At 41.6% G+C, this 15,263-nt stretch carries 19 protein-coding genes; all 19 read left to right on the forward strand.

Going from position 1 to position 15,263, the window contains the following annotated elements; translation table 11 throughout:
- Positions 1–64: 64 nt before the first annotated feature.
- The 19 genes from I2H52_RS08960 to I2H52_RS09050 all read left to right on the forward strand — a co-directional run bounded on the left by I2H52_RS08960 (position 65) and on the right by I2H52_RS09050 (position 15,234).
- Positions 65–1,882, forward strand: coding sequence for an acyltransferase family protein (locus tag I2H52_RS08960; RefSeq protein ID WP_195595056.1), 1,818 nt, complete (start codon positions 65–67; stop codon positions 1,880–1,882).
- Between the two features lie 140 nt (positions 1,883–2,022).
- Entirely contained in the window at positions 2,023–3,174 is a 1,152-nt protein-coding gene (nagA, locus tag I2H52_RS08965; RefSeq protein ID WP_001134442.1) for an N-acetylglucosamine-6-phosphate deacetylase, read from the forward strand.
- Between the two features lie 154 nt (positions 3,175–3,328).
- Entirely contained in the window at positions 3,329–3,694 is a 366-nt protein-coding gene (locus I2H52_RS08970) for a DUF1033 family protein (protein WP_195595057.1), read from the forward strand.
- A gap of 63 nt (positions 3,695–3,757) precedes the next feature.
- A complete protein-coding gene (comGA, locus tag I2H52_RS08975; RefSeq protein ID WP_195595058.1) occupies positions 3,758–4,699 on the forward strand; it encodes a competence type IV pilus ATPase ComGA in 942 nt (313 codons plus the stop codon).
- The gene (comGB, locus tag I2H52_RS08980; protein WP_195595075.1) at positions 4,647–5,663 is read left to right on the forward strand and encodes a competence type IV pilus assembly protein ComGB; all 1,017 of its coding nucleotides are present in this window, start codon (positions 4,647–4,649) and stop codon (positions 5,661–5,663) included. Before comGA ends, comGB begins: the two co-directional genes overlap by 53 nt.
- A gap of 1 nt (position 5,664) precedes the next feature.
- Entirely contained in the window at positions 5,665–5,991 is a 327-nt protein-coding gene (gene comGC, locus I2H52_RS08985) for a competence type IV pilus major pilin ComGC (RefSeq protein WP_195595059.1), read from the forward strand.
- Positions 5,984–6,388, forward strand: coding sequence for a competence type IV pilus minor pilin ComGD (gene comGD, locus I2H52_RS08990; protein ID WP_267490355.1), 405 nt, complete (start codon positions 5,984–5,986; stop codon positions 6,386–6,388). The genes comGC and comGD overlap by 8 nt, the downstream gene beginning before the upstream one ends.
- The gene (comGE, locus tag I2H52_RS08995; protein WP_195595061.1) at positions 6,351–6,653 is read left to right on the forward strand and encodes a competence type IV pilus minor pilin ComGE; all 303 of its coding nucleotides are present in this window, start codon (positions 6,351–6,353) and stop codon (positions 6,651–6,653) included. The genes comGD and comGE overlap by 38 nt, the downstream gene beginning before the upstream one ends.
- Positions 6,616–7,077: a competence type IV pilus minor pilin ComGF gene (gene comGF, locus I2H52_RS09000; RefSeq protein WP_195595063.1), complete on the forward strand. Its 462-nt coding sequence runs from the start codon at positions 6,616–6,618 to the stop codon at positions 7,075–7,077. Before comGE ends, comGF begins: the two co-directional genes overlap by 38 nt.
- A complete protein-coding gene (gene comGG, locus I2H52_RS09005; RefSeq protein ID WP_000265645.1) occupies positions 7,055–7,468 on the forward strand; it encodes a competence type IV pilus minor pilin ComGG in 414 nt (137 codons plus the stop codon). The genes comGF and comGG overlap by 23 nt, the downstream gene beginning before the upstream one ends.
- Before the next feature lie 32 nt (positions 7,469–7,500).
- Positions 7,501–8,091 carry a class I SAM-dependent methyltransferase gene (locus I2H52_RS09010; protein WP_195595065.1) on the forward strand — a complete coding sequence of 197 codons (591 nt, stop codon included), beginning with the start codon at positions 7,501–7,503 and terminating at the stop codon, positions 8,089–8,091.
- 58 nt (positions 8,092–8,149) lie between these two features.
- On the forward strand, positions 8,150–9,103 hold the full coding sequence (locus tag I2H52_RS09015; protein ID WP_000345140.1) for a class I SAM-dependent methyltransferase: 954 nt from the start codon (positions 8,150–8,152) through the stop codon (positions 9,101–9,103).
- A gap of 50 nt (positions 9,104–9,153) precedes the next feature.
- Positions 9,154–10,344: an acetate kinase gene (locus tag I2H52_RS09020; protein ID WP_195595067.1), complete on the forward strand. Its 1,191-nt coding sequence runs from the start codon at positions 9,154–9,156 to the stop codon at positions 10,342–10,344.
- Between the two features lie 150 nt (positions 10,345–10,494).
- Positions 10,495–10,866: a ribonuclease P protein component gene (gene rnpA / locus I2H52_RS09025; RefSeq protein WP_139689550.1), complete on the forward strand. Its 372-nt coding sequence runs from the start codon at positions 10,495–10,497 to the stop codon at positions 10,864–10,866.
- Positions 10,841–11,668 carry a membrane protein insertase YidC gene (locus I2H52_RS09030; RefSeq protein WP_195595069.1) on the forward strand — a complete coding sequence of 276 codons (828 nt, stop codon included), beginning with the start codon at positions 10,841–10,843 and terminating at the stop codon, positions 11,666–11,668. The genes rnpA and I2H52_RS09030 overlap by 26 nt, the downstream gene beginning before the upstream one ends.
- Before the next feature lie 14 nt (positions 11,669–11,682).
- Positions 11,683–12,669, forward strand: a complete 987-nt coding sequence (jag, locus tag I2H52_RS09035) for an RNA-binding cell elongation regulator Jag/EloR (RefSeq protein WP_125841202.1) — start codon at positions 11,683–11,685, stop codon at positions 12,667–12,669.
- A 50-nt stretch (positions 12,670–12,719) separates the two neighbouring features.
- On the forward strand, positions 12,720–13,343 hold the full coding sequence (locus I2H52_RS09040; RefSeq protein WP_125841201.1) for a ribonuclease P: 624 nt from the start codon (positions 12,720–12,722) through the stop codon (positions 13,341–13,343).
- A gap of 132 nt (positions 13,344–13,475) precedes the next feature.
- Positions 13,476–14,933, forward strand: coding sequence for a PTS ascorbate transporter subunit IIC (locus I2H52_RS09045; RefSeq protein ID WP_125841200.1), 1,458 nt, complete (start codon positions 13,476–13,478; stop codon positions 14,931–14,933).
- Positions 14,934–14,955: 22 nt separating this feature from the next.
- The gene (locus I2H52_RS09050; protein ID WP_000241470.1) at positions 14,956–15,234 is read left to right on the forward strand and encodes a PTS sugar transporter subunit IIB; all 279 of its coding nucleotides are present in this window, start codon (positions 14,956–14,958) and stop codon (positions 15,232–15,234) included.
- Positions 15,235–15,263 lie beyond the last annotated feature (29 nt).

Consider the following 15,263-nt stretch of genomic DNA (forward strand, 5'->3'; position numbering starts at 1 on the left):
GGAGTATAATGGAATGGAAATTAGGTGGTGTTTTGCTTCCTAATTTAATGGAGAATAGACTCGTATGCGTATTAAATGGTTTTCCTTGATTAGGATTACAGGTTTACTTTTGGTGCTCTTGTACCACTTTTTTCAAACAATCTTTCCTGGAGGCTTCTTTGGGGTAGATGTCTTTTTCACTTTTTCAGGATTTTTGATCACCTCCCTCCTTTTAGAAGAATTTGGGAAGGCACGCCAGATTGATTTACTGGGCTTTTTTAAGAGACGGTTTTACCGCATCGTACCACCTGTGGTTCTGATGGTTTTGGTGACCATGCCCTTTACCCTCCTAGTTCGCCAAGACTATGTTGCTGGAATTGGCGGTCAGATTGCTGGAGTTTTCGGTTTTATGACCAACTTCTACGAAATGTTAACAGGGGGAAGTTATGAATCCCAGTTCATTCCGCATCTCTTTGTTCACAACTGGAGTCTAGCCGTTGAGGTTCACTACTATATTCTTTGGGGCTTAGCGGTTTGGTTCTTATCGAAACGTTCAAAATCTAGTAGTCAATTGAGAGGGATGGTCTTTCTCCTTTCTGCGGGAGCTTTCATCATTAGCTTTTTCTCCATGTTTATTGGTAGTCTAATGGCTAGTTCCCATTCGTCTGTCTACTTTTCAAGTTTAACCCATGTCTATCCCTTCTTTTTAGGAAGCATTTTGGCGACAGTTGTGGGGGTTCGTCAGACGAGCGATTTAGTCAAGCAGTTTGACCGGACGTGGGATCTTCGTCAAAATCTACTGGTGTTTGCTGCAGGTCTTTTGGTATTAGTGCTCTTGACTTTCTTTGTCAAATTCACCTACCTGTTTGCTTATCTATTCGGTTTCTTACTGGCAAGTTTAGCGGCCGTGACCATGATTCTTGCTGCGCGTGTCTTGCATGAGAAAACGCCTGAGATACAAGAACCTCGGATCATCACATTTTTAGCGGATACCAGTTATGCGGTTTACCTCTTCCACTGGCCTTTCTATATTATCTTTTCTCAATTGATGGGGAATCTATTGGCTGTTATCCTAACCGTTATCTTTTCCTATTTCTTCGCTATCTTATCCTTCTATATTATTGAGCCATTGATTGCCGGTAAGACCAATGCTTTAGTTAGAAAAATCACTAAACTGCATCATATCAGACCCATTAGTGCTAGTGTTGTGGGTGTTCTTTCCTTACTTACCTTGATTATCATAGCTATGGCTCCTCAAGTTGGAGCTTTTGAGACAGACTTGATGGTCAATGGTTTCAAGCAAGCTCAGACCAATATAGGACAAACAAAAACCCTTGCTGAACAAGCAGAGGCTAGCCGACTTGGAATTTCTGAGGGAACGAGTCTGATTGGAGATTCGGTAGCCTTGCGTGCTAATACAGCCTTACAGGAAGTATTGCCTGAGGCTCAAATTAATGCGCAAATCAGTCGTACAACCAAGCAAGCCAATGACATTATGCTTCTTAACAGCCAGAACAAGGCACTGCTAAAAACAGTTGTCATTGCAACAGGGGTTAATAATCCTGAAGGCTACAAGAATGATTTGGATAGCATCGTGAACAATCTACCGAAAGGACACCATCTGATACTGGTGACACCTTATGAGGGAGACAAGAGCAAGGACACTTATGCATCAGTGGAGCAGTATGCGGCTTATGCGAGAGAATTAGCTGAAAAGAATCTATATGTGAGCATCGCTGACTGGAATAAGGTCGCTAAGGAACACCCTGAAATCTGGGCTGGAACTGACCAAGTCCACTTTGGAAATGATAGCAACATGATTGAAGAAGGTGCTAAACTTTACGCAGAAACGATTGCAGCTGCTGTCAAGGCTGCTCAAGAACTGCCTGTAAAATCAAAATAAGATCAAAGAGTTGGAGAAATCCAGCTCTTTTAAAATATCTCTAGAAAATAGGTCTATACCATTTACAAATGAAAAGGAAAGGTTTATAATGTAATTGACATAATAAATTCTAGAATCAATCTATCAAGGAGGTTATCATTATGCCTAATTATATTAAAGCGGATCAGTTTTTCTACCCACACGGAGTTCGTCGTGGCGGTTACTTGGAACTTGTGGATGGCAAGTTTGGCAAGCATGTAGAACAGATTCCTGAAGGAGCTGAGGTGATTGACTATACCGGTTATAGCATTGCCCCAGGACTTGTGGATACCCATATTCATGGATTTGGCGGTGTCGATGTCATGGATAATAATATCGAAGGAACCCTTCATACCATGAGTGAAGGATTGCTTAGCACAGGTGTTACCAGCTTCTTGCCAACGACGTTGACTTCCTCTTACGAGCAGTTGCTTGCGGTAACTGAAAATATCGGTGCTCGTTACCAGGAAGCAAGTGGAGCCAAGATTCGTGGGATCTATTTTGAAGGCCCTTATTTCACAGAGAAATACAAAGGAGCTCAAAATCCTGCTTACATGAAAGATCCTCGTATGGATGAGTTTCGTGCTTGGCAAAAAGCAGCTAATGGCCTGCTCAATAAAATTGCCCTTGCGCCAGAACGTGAAGGTGTAGAAGACTTTGTTCGTACAATTACGGGTGAAGGAGTGACTGTTGCTCTTGGACACTCCAATGCGACTTTTGATGAAGCTAAAAAAGCAGTCGATGCTGGAGCGAGTGTTTGGGTACATGCCTACAATGGAATGCGTGGGTTGACTCACCGTGAGCTCGGTATGGTGGGAGCCATGTATGAGTTGCCACATACTTACGCTGAATTGATTTGTGATGGTCACCACGTAGATCCAAAGGCCTGTGATATTTTGCTCAAGCAAAAAGGAACTGAAAATATCGCCCTTATCACAGACTGTATGACAGCTGGTGGCTTGGAAGATGGAGATTACATGTTGGGAGAATTCCCAGTAGTTGTTGCTAATGGAACTGCTCGCCTCAAATCTACAGGTAATTTGGCAGGTTCTATCCTCAAACTCAAAGATGGTTTGAAGAATGTGGTCGAATGGGGCATTGCGAATCCGCATGAAGCAGTCATGATGGCCAGCCTCAACCCAGCAAAATCTGTTCACATTGATGATGTCTGTGGTCAAATCCGTGAAGGTTATGACGCTGACTTTATCGTACTGGATAAAGATTTGGAATTGGTAGCAACCTACCTAGATGGTGTGAAACGTTATCAAGCCTAAGAAGATAAAAAATAGGGGTCAATAAAGGACTCCTATTTTTATTATCAGATGAAAATAATAGGATTAAAGAAATTGCTAATGGGGGAAACAAGCAAAATCCTTTTCTTGTATTAAAAAATTAGATATAATATACGATACAAAGGAAGTAGTAAGAATGTATCGTGTTATAGAAATGTATGGGGATTTTGAACCGTGGTGGTTCATAGAAGGTTGGGAAGAAGATGTCATCATGAGTCAATCTTTTGACAAGTACTATGATGCTCTAAAATATTATAAATCATGCTGGTTTGAGCTGGAAAAGAAGAATCCTCTTTATAAGAGTCGGAGTGATTTGATGACTATTTTTTGGGATCCTGCCGACCAACGCTGGTGTGATGAGTGCAATGAGTATTTGCAGCAGTACCATTCTTTGGCACTTTTACAAGATGGGCAAGTCATTCCCGATGAAAAGCTACGTCCAGGTTACGAAAAACAAACAGGTCAAGAAAAACACCGTTCTTGCCGTATGAAATGGAGATAAAAAAAGTAACTTTTTAAGTTGCTTTTTTTATTTTTTTGCGAATAGTTAGATAAGGAGGGCGATATGGTACAAGAAATTGCACAGAAAATTATTGCTACTGCTAAGGGAAAAGGAGCTCAGGATATCTATTTCATTCCCAAAGAAGCTACTTATGAACTTCATATGCGAATTGGTGATGAGAGGTGTCTAATTGACTCCTATGATTTTGAGGTTTTAGCTGCAGTGATTAGCCACTTTAAGTTTGTGGCGGGTATGAACGTAGGAGAGAAGAGGCGTAGTCAGCTGGGGTCTTGCGACTATCAGCATGGGGAGAAGAAGTCTTCTCTGCGTTTGTCTACCGTGGGAGATTATCGGGGATATGAGAGTTTGGTCATTCGTTTGTTGCACGATGAGGAACAGGACCTGCATTTCTGGTTTCAGGATATGAACGAACTGGGTGAGCAGTACAGGCAACGGGGGCTCTACCTTTTTGCGGGTCCAGTTGGAAGTGGCAAGACGACCTTGATGCACGAATTAGCCAAGTCTCTGTTTAAAGGACAGCAGGTCATGTCTATCGAAGATCCTGTCGAAATCAAGCAGGACGACATGCTCCAGTTGCAGTTGAATGAGGCGATTGGCTTGACCTATGAAAATCTGATCAAACTGTCTCTTCGGCATCGTCCTGACCTCTTGATTATCGGTGAAATTCGGGACAGTGAGACGGCGCGTGCAGTGGTCAGAGCCAGTTTGACAGGGGCGACAGTTTTTTCAACCATTCATGCCAAGAGTATCCGAGGTGTTTATGAACGCCTTCTGGAGTTGGGTGTGATGGAGGAGGAACTAGCAGTTGTCCTGCAAGGAGTCTGCTACCAGAGATTAATTGGGGGAGGAGGAATCGTTGACTTTGCAAACAAAGACTATCAAGAACACCAGCCAACTAGCTGGAATGAGCAGATTGATCAGCTTCTTAAAGATGGACATATCACAAGTCTTCAGGCTGAAACGGAAAAAATTAGCTACAGCTAAGCAGAAGAAAATCATCACCTTGTTTAACAACCTCTTCTCCAGTGGCTTTCATTTGGTGGAAATTACTTCTTTCTTGGGCAGAAGTGCCCTGCTGGAAAAGGACTATGTAGCCCAGATGCACCAAGGCTTGTCTCAGGGGAAATCCTTCTCAGAAATGATGGAAAGTTTGGGCTTTTCAAGTGCTATTGTGACTCAATTATCTCTAGCTGAAGTTCATGGAAATCTCCATCTGAGTCTGGGGAAGATAGAAGAATATCTGGATAATTTGTCCAAGGTCAAGAAGAAGTTAATTGAAGTAGCGACTTATCCCCTGATTTTGCTGGGATTTCTCCTGCTAATCATGTTGGGACTCAGGAATTATTTGCTGCCTCAACTGGACAGTAGCAATATCGCCACTCAAATCATCGGCAATCTGCCACAAATATTTCTGGGACTAGCGCTGGTTTGCTCTCTATCTTTACTTTTAGCCTTCACTTTCTACAAAAGAAGTTCCAAAATGCGCGTCTTTTCGATGTTGGCACGGTTTCCCTTTCTGGGAATCTTTGCCCAGACCTATCTGACGGCCTATTACGCGCGTGAATGGGGCAATATGATTTCACAGGGAATGGAGCTGACCCAGATTTTTCAAATCATGCAGGAACAAGGTTCCCAACTCTTTAAAGAAATCGGTCAAGATCTGGCTCAAGCCCTACAAAATGGCCGTGAATTTTCTCAAACCATAGCAACCTATCCATTCTTTAAAAAGGAGTTGAGTCTCATCATTGAGTATGGGGAAGTCAAGTCCAAGCTGGGGAGTGAGTTGGAAATCTATGCTGAAAAAACTTGGGAAGCCTTTTTTACCCGAGTCAACCGCACCATGAACTTAATACAGCCACTGGTTTTTATCTTTGTGGCCCTGATTATCGTTTTACTTTATGCGGCAATGCTTATGCCCATGTATCAAAATATGGAGGTAAATTTTTAAAATGAAAAAACTCATGACAAATTTAAAAAAAGCTAAGGTTAAAGCTTTCACTTTGGTAGAGATGTTAGTCGTCCTTTTAATCATCAGCGTTCTTCTCTTGCTCTTTGTGCCCAATTTGACCAAGCAAAAGGATGCCGTAGATGACAAAGGAAAAGCTGCTGTTGTCAAGGTTGTGGAAAGCCAGGCAGAGCTCTATCGTTTAGATAAAAATGATGATGCCAGCCTCAGCAAATTACAAGCGGACGGTCGTATCACAGCAGAGCAAGCCAAGGCTTATAATGACTACTATTCAAAAGCACAAAAAGAAGCACGAAAAGTCAATGATTAAAGCCTTTACCATGTTTGAAAGTCTCTTGGTTTTGGGACTTGTGAGTATCATTGCTTTGGCTTTATCAGGCTCAATCCAGTCAAGTTTTGCAGCGGTGGATGAGCAGATTTTCTTTATGGAGTTTGAAGAACTCTACCGGGAAACGCAAAAACGCAGTATAGTCAGTCAGCAAAAACACAGTCTGAACTTAGATGGACAGACGATCAGCAATGGCAGTCAAAACTTGACCGTTCCTAAAGGAATTCAGGCACCCTCAGGACAAAGCATTATATTTGACCGAGCTGGGGGCAATTCGTCCCTGGCTAAGGTTGAATTTCAGACTAGCAAAGGAGCGATTCGCTATCAATTATATCTAGGAAATGGAAAAATTAAACGCATTAAGGAAACAAAAAATTAGGGCAGTAATCTTACTAGAAGCAGTAGTAGCTTTGGCTGTGTTTGCCAGCATTGCGACCCTTCTTTTGGGGCAAATTCAGAAAAATAGACAAGAAGAGGCAGAAATCTTGCAAAAGGAAGAAGTCTTGCGTGTGGCGAAGATGGCTCTGCAAACAGGGCAAAATCAGGTAAACATAAATGGAGTGGAGATTCAGGTATTTGCTAGTGAAAAAGGAGTGGAGGTCTACCATGGTTCAGAGAAGTTACTCGACCTTAAAGAGCAGTAAGGTAAGAGCGTTTACTCTCTTAGAATCACTGATTGCCCTTATCGTCATTAGCGGAGGTTTGCTACTTTTTCAAGCTATGAGTCAGCTCCTCATTTCAGAAGTTCGTTACCAGCAGCAAAGCGAGCAAAAAGAGTGGCTCTTGTTTGTGGATCAACTGGAGGCAGAGTTAGAGCGTTCGCAGTTTGAAAAGGTAGAAGGCAATCGCCTCTACATGAAACAGGATGGTAAGGATATCTCTATAGGGAAATCTAAATCGGATGATTTTCGGAAGACCGATGCCAGCGGACGGGGCTACCAACCTATGGTTTATGGACTTAAATCAGCTCAAATTACAGAGGGAAATCAACTGGTTCGCTTCCGTTTCCAGTTTCAAAAAGGCTTAGAAAGGGAGTTCATCTATCGTGTGGAAAAAGCAAAAAGTTAAGGCAGGCGTTCTCTTATATGCAGTCACCATGGCAGCCATTTTTAGCCTTTTGTTGCAGTTTTATTTGAATCGGCAAGTCGCCCATCACAAAGACTTTGCCCTAAACAAAGAAAAGTTGGCAGCTTTTGCTATGGCCAAGCGAAGTAAAGATAAGGTTGAACAAGAAAGTGGAGAACGAGTCTTTAACTTAGGAAAAGTCAGGTATCACAATACGAAAACAGGTTTTGCAACAAGTGTTCGTATGAATAAGGGCAACTATGAATTTCTCTTTCCTCAGATGAAAACCCAAGAAAAGAGAACAGCTAAAAAGGAAGAGGTAGCGACTGATTCAAGCAATCAAGCAGGGAAGAAAAAATCAGAAGAAAAGTCTGAAAAGAAAGACAAATCCTAGTCAATTCAACTTCTTTGTGCTAAACTAAAAGCATGAAACATGATTTTAATCACAAAGCAGAAACTTTTGATTCGCCCAAAAATATCTTTCTTGCAAATTTGGTTTGTCAAGCAGTTGAAAAACAGATCGCTCTTCTATCAGACAAAGAAATTCTGGATTTCGGTGGTGGGACAGGTCTATTAGCTTTGCCCCTAGCCAAGCAGGCCAAGTCGGTTACCCTTGTAGATATCTCGGAGAAAATGCTGGAGCAAGCCCGTTTGAAAGCAGAGAAACAAGACATCAAGAATATCCAGTTTTTGGAGCAGGATTTACTGGCAAATCCCTTGGAACAGCAATTTGACCTGATTGTTGTCAGTCGGGTTCTTCATCATATGCCTGATCTAGATGCGACTCTTGCCATGTTTCACTATCATCTTAGGGAGAATGGACAAGTTTTCATTGCTGATTTTGTCAAGACAGATACCAACCACCATGGTTTTGATTTAGCTGAACTGGAAACCAAGCTCGCCCAGTTTGGTTTTTCGAGCATTGGTAGTCAGATTCTCTATAGTGCTGAAGGTCTTTTCCTCGGAAATTACGCAGAGCTCTTTTTAACTATAGCCCAAAAATCACTCGCTGACTAAAGCAGTGATTTTTTCTCTTCAGATGGAAAAAATAGGGGAATTTTGATAAGATAGGAATATGGATTTTGAAAAAATTGAACAAGCTTATACGTATTTACTAGAGAATGTCCAAGTCATCCAAAGTGATTTGGCGACCAACTTTTATGATGCCTTAGTAGAGCAAAACAGCATTTATCTAGATGGCGAGACTGAGCAAAAGCAGGTCAAGGAGAACAATCAAGCCCTTAAGCGCTTAGCACTTCGCAAGGAAGAGTGGCTCAAGACCTACCAGTTTCTCTTGATGAAGGCGGGACAAACGGAGCCTTTACAGGCCAATCACCAGTTTACGCCGGATGCCATTGCCCTCCTCTTGGTACTTATTGTGGAAGAGTTGCTGGATCAAGAGGAAATTAGCATCCTCGAAATAGGTTCTGGTATGGGGATTTTGGGGGCTACTTTCTTGACTTCTCTTGCTAAAAAAGTAGATTACTTGGGAATCGAAGTGGATGACTTGCTGATTGATTTGGCAGCCAGTATGGCAGATGTGATTGGTTTGCAGGCTGGTTTTGTCCAAGGAGATGCCGTTCGTCCGCAAATGCTTAAAGAAAGCGACGTGGTCATCAGCGACTTGCCTGTAGGCTATTACCCAGACGATGCCATCGCTTCTCGCTATCAAGTGGCTTCTAGTCAAGAGCATACCTATGCCCACCATTTGCTGATGGAACAAGGCTTCAAGTACCTTAAGTCAAATGGCTATGCTATTTTTCTAGCTCCGAGTGATTTATTGACCAGCCCTCAAAGTGACTCATTAAAAGGGTGGCTCAAAGACGAAGTGAGTCTGGCTGCTATCATCGCTCTGCCAGAGGATATTTTCTCAACTGCAAGCCAAGCTAAGAGTATTTTTGTCTTACAGAAGAAAAGAGACAAGGAAATAGAACCCTTTGTCTACCCTCTTACTAGCTTGCAAGATCCGTCAGTTTTGTTGACCTTTAAAGAAAATTTTCAAAATTGGAGCAAAGGTACTGAAATATAAAAGAGATTTTGTTATAATAGATGAAAACGCTTAAAAAGAGGTATCATCTTATGACAAAAACAATTGCAATCAATGCAGGAAGCTCAAGCTTGAAATGGCAACTATACCAAATGCCAGAAGAAACTGTATTGGCGAAAGGCTTGATTGAACGTATTGGCTTGAAGGATTCGATCTCAACAGTAAAATTTGACGGTCGTTCGGAGCAACAAATTCTTGATATTGAAGACCATACACAAGCCGTTAAAATTTTATTAGATGACTTGATTCGTTTTGACATTATCAAAGGGTACGACGAAATTACAGGTGTCGGCCACCGCGTCGTTGCAGGTGGTGAATATTTCAAGGAATCAACAGTTGTTGAGGGAGATGTGTTAGAAAAAGTTGAGGAATTGGGACTGTTGGCTCCTCTTCACAATCCAGCTAACGCAGCTGGAATTCGCGCATTTAAGGAATTGCTGCCAGATATTACCAGTGTTGTCGTATTTGATACCTCATTCCACACAACCATGCCAGAGAAGGCTTATCGCTACCCTCTACCAACTAAATACTACACAGACAACAAGGTTCGTAAATATGGTGCCCACGGGACAAGCCACCAGTTTGTCGCAGAAGAAGCAGCGAAACTTTTGGGCCGTCCTCTAGAAGATTTGAAATTGATTACCTGCCATATTGGTAACGGGGCTTCTATCACAGCTGTTAAGGGTGGGAAGTCTGTGGATACTTCTATGGGATTCACACCACTTGGAGGTGTGATGATGGGAACTCGTACAGGAGATATTGACCCTGCTATCATCACTTATCTCATGCAATATACAGAGGATTTCAATACCCCTGAAGATATTAGTCGCGTTCTCAATCGTGAATCAGGGCTCATGGGAGTTTCTGGCCAGTCAAGCGATATGCGTGATGTGATTGCTGCCATGGAAGCAGGAGACCATGATGCAACTTTGGCTTATGAAATGTATGTTGATCGTATCCAAAAACATATCGGCCAATATCTTGCAGTCCTAAATGGAGCAGATGCGATTATCTTCACAGCAGGTATCGGTGAAAATGCTGCAAACGTACGTGAAGATGTCATCTCAGGTATCTCTTGGTTTGGTTGTGATGTGGATCCAGAAAAGAACGTCTTTGGTGTAACGGGAGACATCTCAACTGATGCGGCGAAAATCCGTGTCTTGGTTATTCCAACAGATGAAGAATTGGTGATTGCACGCGATGTTGAGCGCTTGAAAAAATAAGTAAATACACGTAAAATTTGATTGTAAAAAGAAGTTGGGAAAGAGATTTTCCAGCTTTTTTTTATGTAGAAAATGTCTAAAACCTTGCTGTTATTGGCTTTTTCAAAAAATATGGTATAATAGTAGTAATTTAATAGATGGAGTTGAGTTTTGAAGAAAAGCTTTCGTGTAAAAAGAGAGAAAGATTTTAAGGCGATTTTCAAGGACGGAACGAGTTTTGCCAATCGAAAATTTGTTGTCTACCAATTGGAAAATCAGCAAAACCATTTTCGAGTAGGGCTGTCCGTTAGTAAAAAACTGGGGAATGCAGTTACCAGAAATCAAATTAAGAGACGAATCCGACATATCATACAAAATGCAAAGGGGAGTCTGCTAGATCATGTCGATTTTGTTGTCATTGCTCGAAAAGGGGTGGAAACCTTGGAATATGCAGAGATGGAGAAAAATCTACTCCACGTATTAAAGTTATCAAAGATATACCAGGAAGGAAATGGGAGTGAAAAAGAAACTACAGTTGACTAGTTTGTTGGGACTGTCCTTGTTTACTATGACGGCCTGTGCAACAAATGGTACAGCTAGCGATATAACGGCAGATTCGACAGATTTTTGGAGTAAATTCGTCTATTTTTTTGCTGAAATTATCCGCTTTTTGTCCTTTGACATTAGTATCGGAGTGGGGATTATCCTCTTCACAATCTTGATTCGGACGATTCTATTACCGGTCTTTCAGACACAGATGGTTGCCTCTAGAAAAATGCAAGAGGCTCAACCGCGCATCAAGGCTTTGCGAGAGCAATATCCGGGTCGTGATATGGAAAGTAGAACCAAGCTAGACCAGGAAATGCGTAAGGTCTATAAAGAGTTAGGGATCAAGCATTCATCCTCTCTCTGGCCGATTTTAATACAAATGCCGGTTCTCTTGGCGCTCTTTCAAGCCTTGAGTCGAGTAGACTTTTTGAAAACAGGTCACTTTTTATGGATTAATTTGGGAGGAGTAGATACAAGTTTTGTCCTTCCGATTTTGGCGGCAGTCTTTACCTTCTTGAGTAGCTGGTTATCGAATAAAGCTTTGTCCGAAAAAAGTGGAGCTACGACAGGGATGATGTATGGTATGCCCGTATTGATCTTTGTTTTTGCCATCTCCGCCCCAAGTGGTGTAGCTTTGTACTGGGCTGTATCCAATGCTTACCAAGTTCTGCAAACCTATTTCTTGAACAATCCTTTCAAGATTATTGCTGAAAGAGAAGCGGTGGCGCAAGCAGAAAAAGATTTAGAAGGCAAGAAGAGAAGAGCTTTGAAAAAAGCACAGAAAAAGAAAAAATAAGGAGGAATCTGGTAATGGTATTATTTACAGGTTCAACGGTTGAAGAAGCAATCCAAAAAGGATTGAAAGAATTAGACATTCCAAGAATGAAGGCCCACATCAAGGTCGTTTCAAAAGAGAAAAAAGGTTTCTTGGGCTTGTTTGGTAAGAAGCCAGCTCAAGTTGATATCGAAGCTATTAGTGAAACAACAGTGATTAAAGCCAATCAGCAGGCCATTAAAGGGGTTCCAAAAGAAGTCAATGAAAAAAATGAACCCGTGAAAACAGTAAGTGAAGCAACTGTTGATTTGGGGCATGTAGTTGAAGCGATTAAGAAGATTGAAGAAGAAGGTCAAGGTGTTTCTGAAGAGGTCAAGGCTGAAATCCTGAAAAATGAAAAACATGCCAGCACGATTTTGGAAGAAACAGGTCATATTTCAATTTTAAATGATTTGGAACCAGAGGATACTGCCGAGGAAGTGGAATCTGCTCCAGAAAAAGAAACTGAAACGCAGGAAGCAACAAGCCAATCTTTGGAAGATTTAGGCTTGAAAGTAGAACCAAGTTATGACATCGAACAAGTGGCAACTGAAGTAGCTAACTACGTTCAAACCATTGTAGATGATATGGATGTTGAAGGGACGATTTCAAGTGACTACAATCGCCGCACCATCAATCTTCAAATTGACACGAATGAACCAGGCCGTATTATCGGCTATCACGGAAAAGTCTTGAAAGCTCTTCAACTATTGGCGCAAAATTACCTTTATAATCGCTATTCAAGAACTTTCTACATTACGATTAACGTCAATGATTATGTTGAACACCGTGCAGAAGTCTTGCAAACCTACGCTCAAAAATTAGCGAATCGCGTATTGGAGGAAGGTCGTAGCCAGCAAACAGATCCAATGTCGAATAGCGAACGCAAGATTATCCATCGCATTATTTCACGCATGAATGGAGTGACCAGTTATTCTGAGGGTGATGAGCCAAATCGCTATGTTGTCGTAGATACAGAATAAACAAAATCAGGCTTGACCTGATTTTTTGCTAGGAAAGGAAAGATTCAGATATGCTGAAAGCAGTTAGAGAATACCTATCATTTGCAGGAGTTCAGTACCGTAATCCTGATAAAGCTGGCGATGAAAGAGAAAAGATGTTGGATTTGCGGCAAAAAGGTCAAGAGGCTCGGAAGTCTTTTACAGAACTTGCCAATACCTTTCAAGCAAGTCATCCAGAATGGCAACTTCAACAGACTAGTCAGTGGATGAATCAAGCGCAGCGCTTGCGACCGCATTTCTGGGCCTATCTACAGAGAGAGGGGCAGGTAGCAGAACCTATGTTGGCGCTGCGTTTGTATGGGGAACCCTCAGATTTTGGGATTTCCTTAGAAGTCAGTTTTATAGAGCGTAAGAAGGATGAGCAAACTTTAGGCAAGCAGGCTAAAGTTTTAGAAATTTCAACCATTGAAGGAATTTATTATCTAGCATACACCGATGGTCAAAATCAAAAGGTAGAAGCTAATGAAGAAAACCGTCTGCTCTTACGCAATAAGGTACGAAATCAGGAAATCCGTAAAGTTTTGGTCAAGTCGGATGTTTCTTTCTTAGAAGATCAACCATTAGAAGCAATTTTAGAAAAGTTAGAAGAAGCTTATACTCGCCTACTTCCTTACTATGAGGTGACGAGGAAGTAAAATTTCTCAAAAATATCATAAATCGTACAGTCCAAGAGTGAACAGTCCGCTGTGTAATTCTTGGTCTTTTTGTTTGCGTTTTCAAAATATATAATAAAGTTACAAAAACAATTCAAATAAAGGAGAGCAGTTATGGAAGTCATTTCAGGTGTTCTAAATTGGTTTTCTAGCAATATTTTGCAGAATCCCGCATTTTTCGTAGGTCTCTTGGTACTAATTGGGTATGCGCTTTTGAAAAAGCCAGCTCATGAAGTCTTTTCAGGATTTGTAAAAGCGACAGTTGGTTATATGTTGCTGAACGTTGGTGCGGGAGGCTTGGTTACCACTTTCCGTCCGATCTTGGCAGCTCTCAACTTTAAATTCCAAATTGGTGCGGCAGTTATCGATCCTTACTTTGGACTAGCAGCCGCAAATAACAAAATTGCAGCTGAGTTTCCTGGTTTTGTCGGAACTGCAACAACAGCCCTTTTGATCGGTTTCGGGGTCAATATTCTGCTAGTGGCTTTCCGTAAACTCACCAAAGTGAGAACTCTCTTTATCACAGGGCATATCATGGTGCAACAAGCAGCAACTGTTTCTCTTATGGTTCTCTTCTTGGTTCCACAATTGCGCAATGCTTACGGTACAGCGGCTATCGGAATTATCTGTGGACTTTACTGGGCAATCAGCTCAAACATGACTGTTGAAGCAACTCAACGTTTGACTGGTGGGGGTGGTTTTGCGATTGGTCACCAACAACAATTTGCTATTTGGTTTGTAGATAAAATCGCAGGACGTTTTGGTAAGAAGGAAGAAAGTCTAGACAATATTAAATTGCCTAAATTCCTCTCTATCTTCCATGATACAGTAGTTGCCTCTGCGACCTTGATGCTGGTCTTCTTTGGTGCTATTCTCTTAATCTTGGGACCAGAAATCATGTCAAATAAAGAAGTAATCACTTCAGGAACCTTGTTCAATCCTGCTAAGCAAGACTTCTTCATGTATATTATCCAAACAGCCTTCACCTTCTCAGTTTACTTGTTTATCTTGATGCAAGGTGTCCGCATGTTCGTATCTGAATTGACAAATGCCTTCCAAGGTATCTCAAGCAAGCTTTTGCCAGGTTCATTCCCAGCGGTGGACGTTGCAGCTTCTTATGGATTTGGCTCTCCAAACGCTGTTTTGTCAGGTTTTGCCTTTGGTTTAATTGGTCAATTGATTACAATCGTTCTACTCATCGTCTTCAAAAATCCTATCCTTATCATCACAGGATTTGTACCGGTATTCTTTGATAATGCAGCTATCGCCGTTTACGCTGATAAACGTGGTGGTTGGAAAGCGGCAGTTATCTTGTCCTTTATCTCAGGTGTACTTCAAGTTGCCCTTGGTGCTCTTTGCGTAGCCCTTCTCGACTTGGCGGCTTATGGTGGTTACCATGGAAATATCGACTTTGAATTCCCATGGCTTGGATTTGGCTACATCTTCAAATACCTTGGTATTATTGGTTATGTGCTTGTTTGCCTCTTCTTGCTTGTCATTCCTCAAATTCAATTTGCCAAAGCTAAAGATAAAGAAAAATACTATAACGGCGAAGTACAAGAAGAAGCTTAGAATTTAGAAAAGGAGAAATAAAATGGTTAAAGTATTAGCAGCATGTGGAAATGGTATGGGTTCATCAATGGTTATCAAGATGAAGGTGGAAAATGCGCTCCGCAAGCTAAACCAAACAGACTTTACAGTAAACTCATGCAGTGTCGGCGAAGCTAAAAGTTTGGCAGCTGGCTATGATATCGTTATCGCTTCTCTTCACCTAATCCAAGAATTGGAAGGTAGAACAAATGGGAAGTTGATCGGGCTTGACAACTTGATGGATGATAAAGAAATCACTGAAAAACTCAGTCAGGCACTATAGAAGGTTGGAGGGGGCTGGACAGAAACTGT

It is taken from the genome of Streptococcus oralis, assembly GCF_015561235.1.
GTDB classification, from domain to species: domain Bacteria; phylum Bacillota; class Bacilli; order Lactobacillales; family Streptococcaceae; genus Streptococcus; species Streptococcus oralis_BK.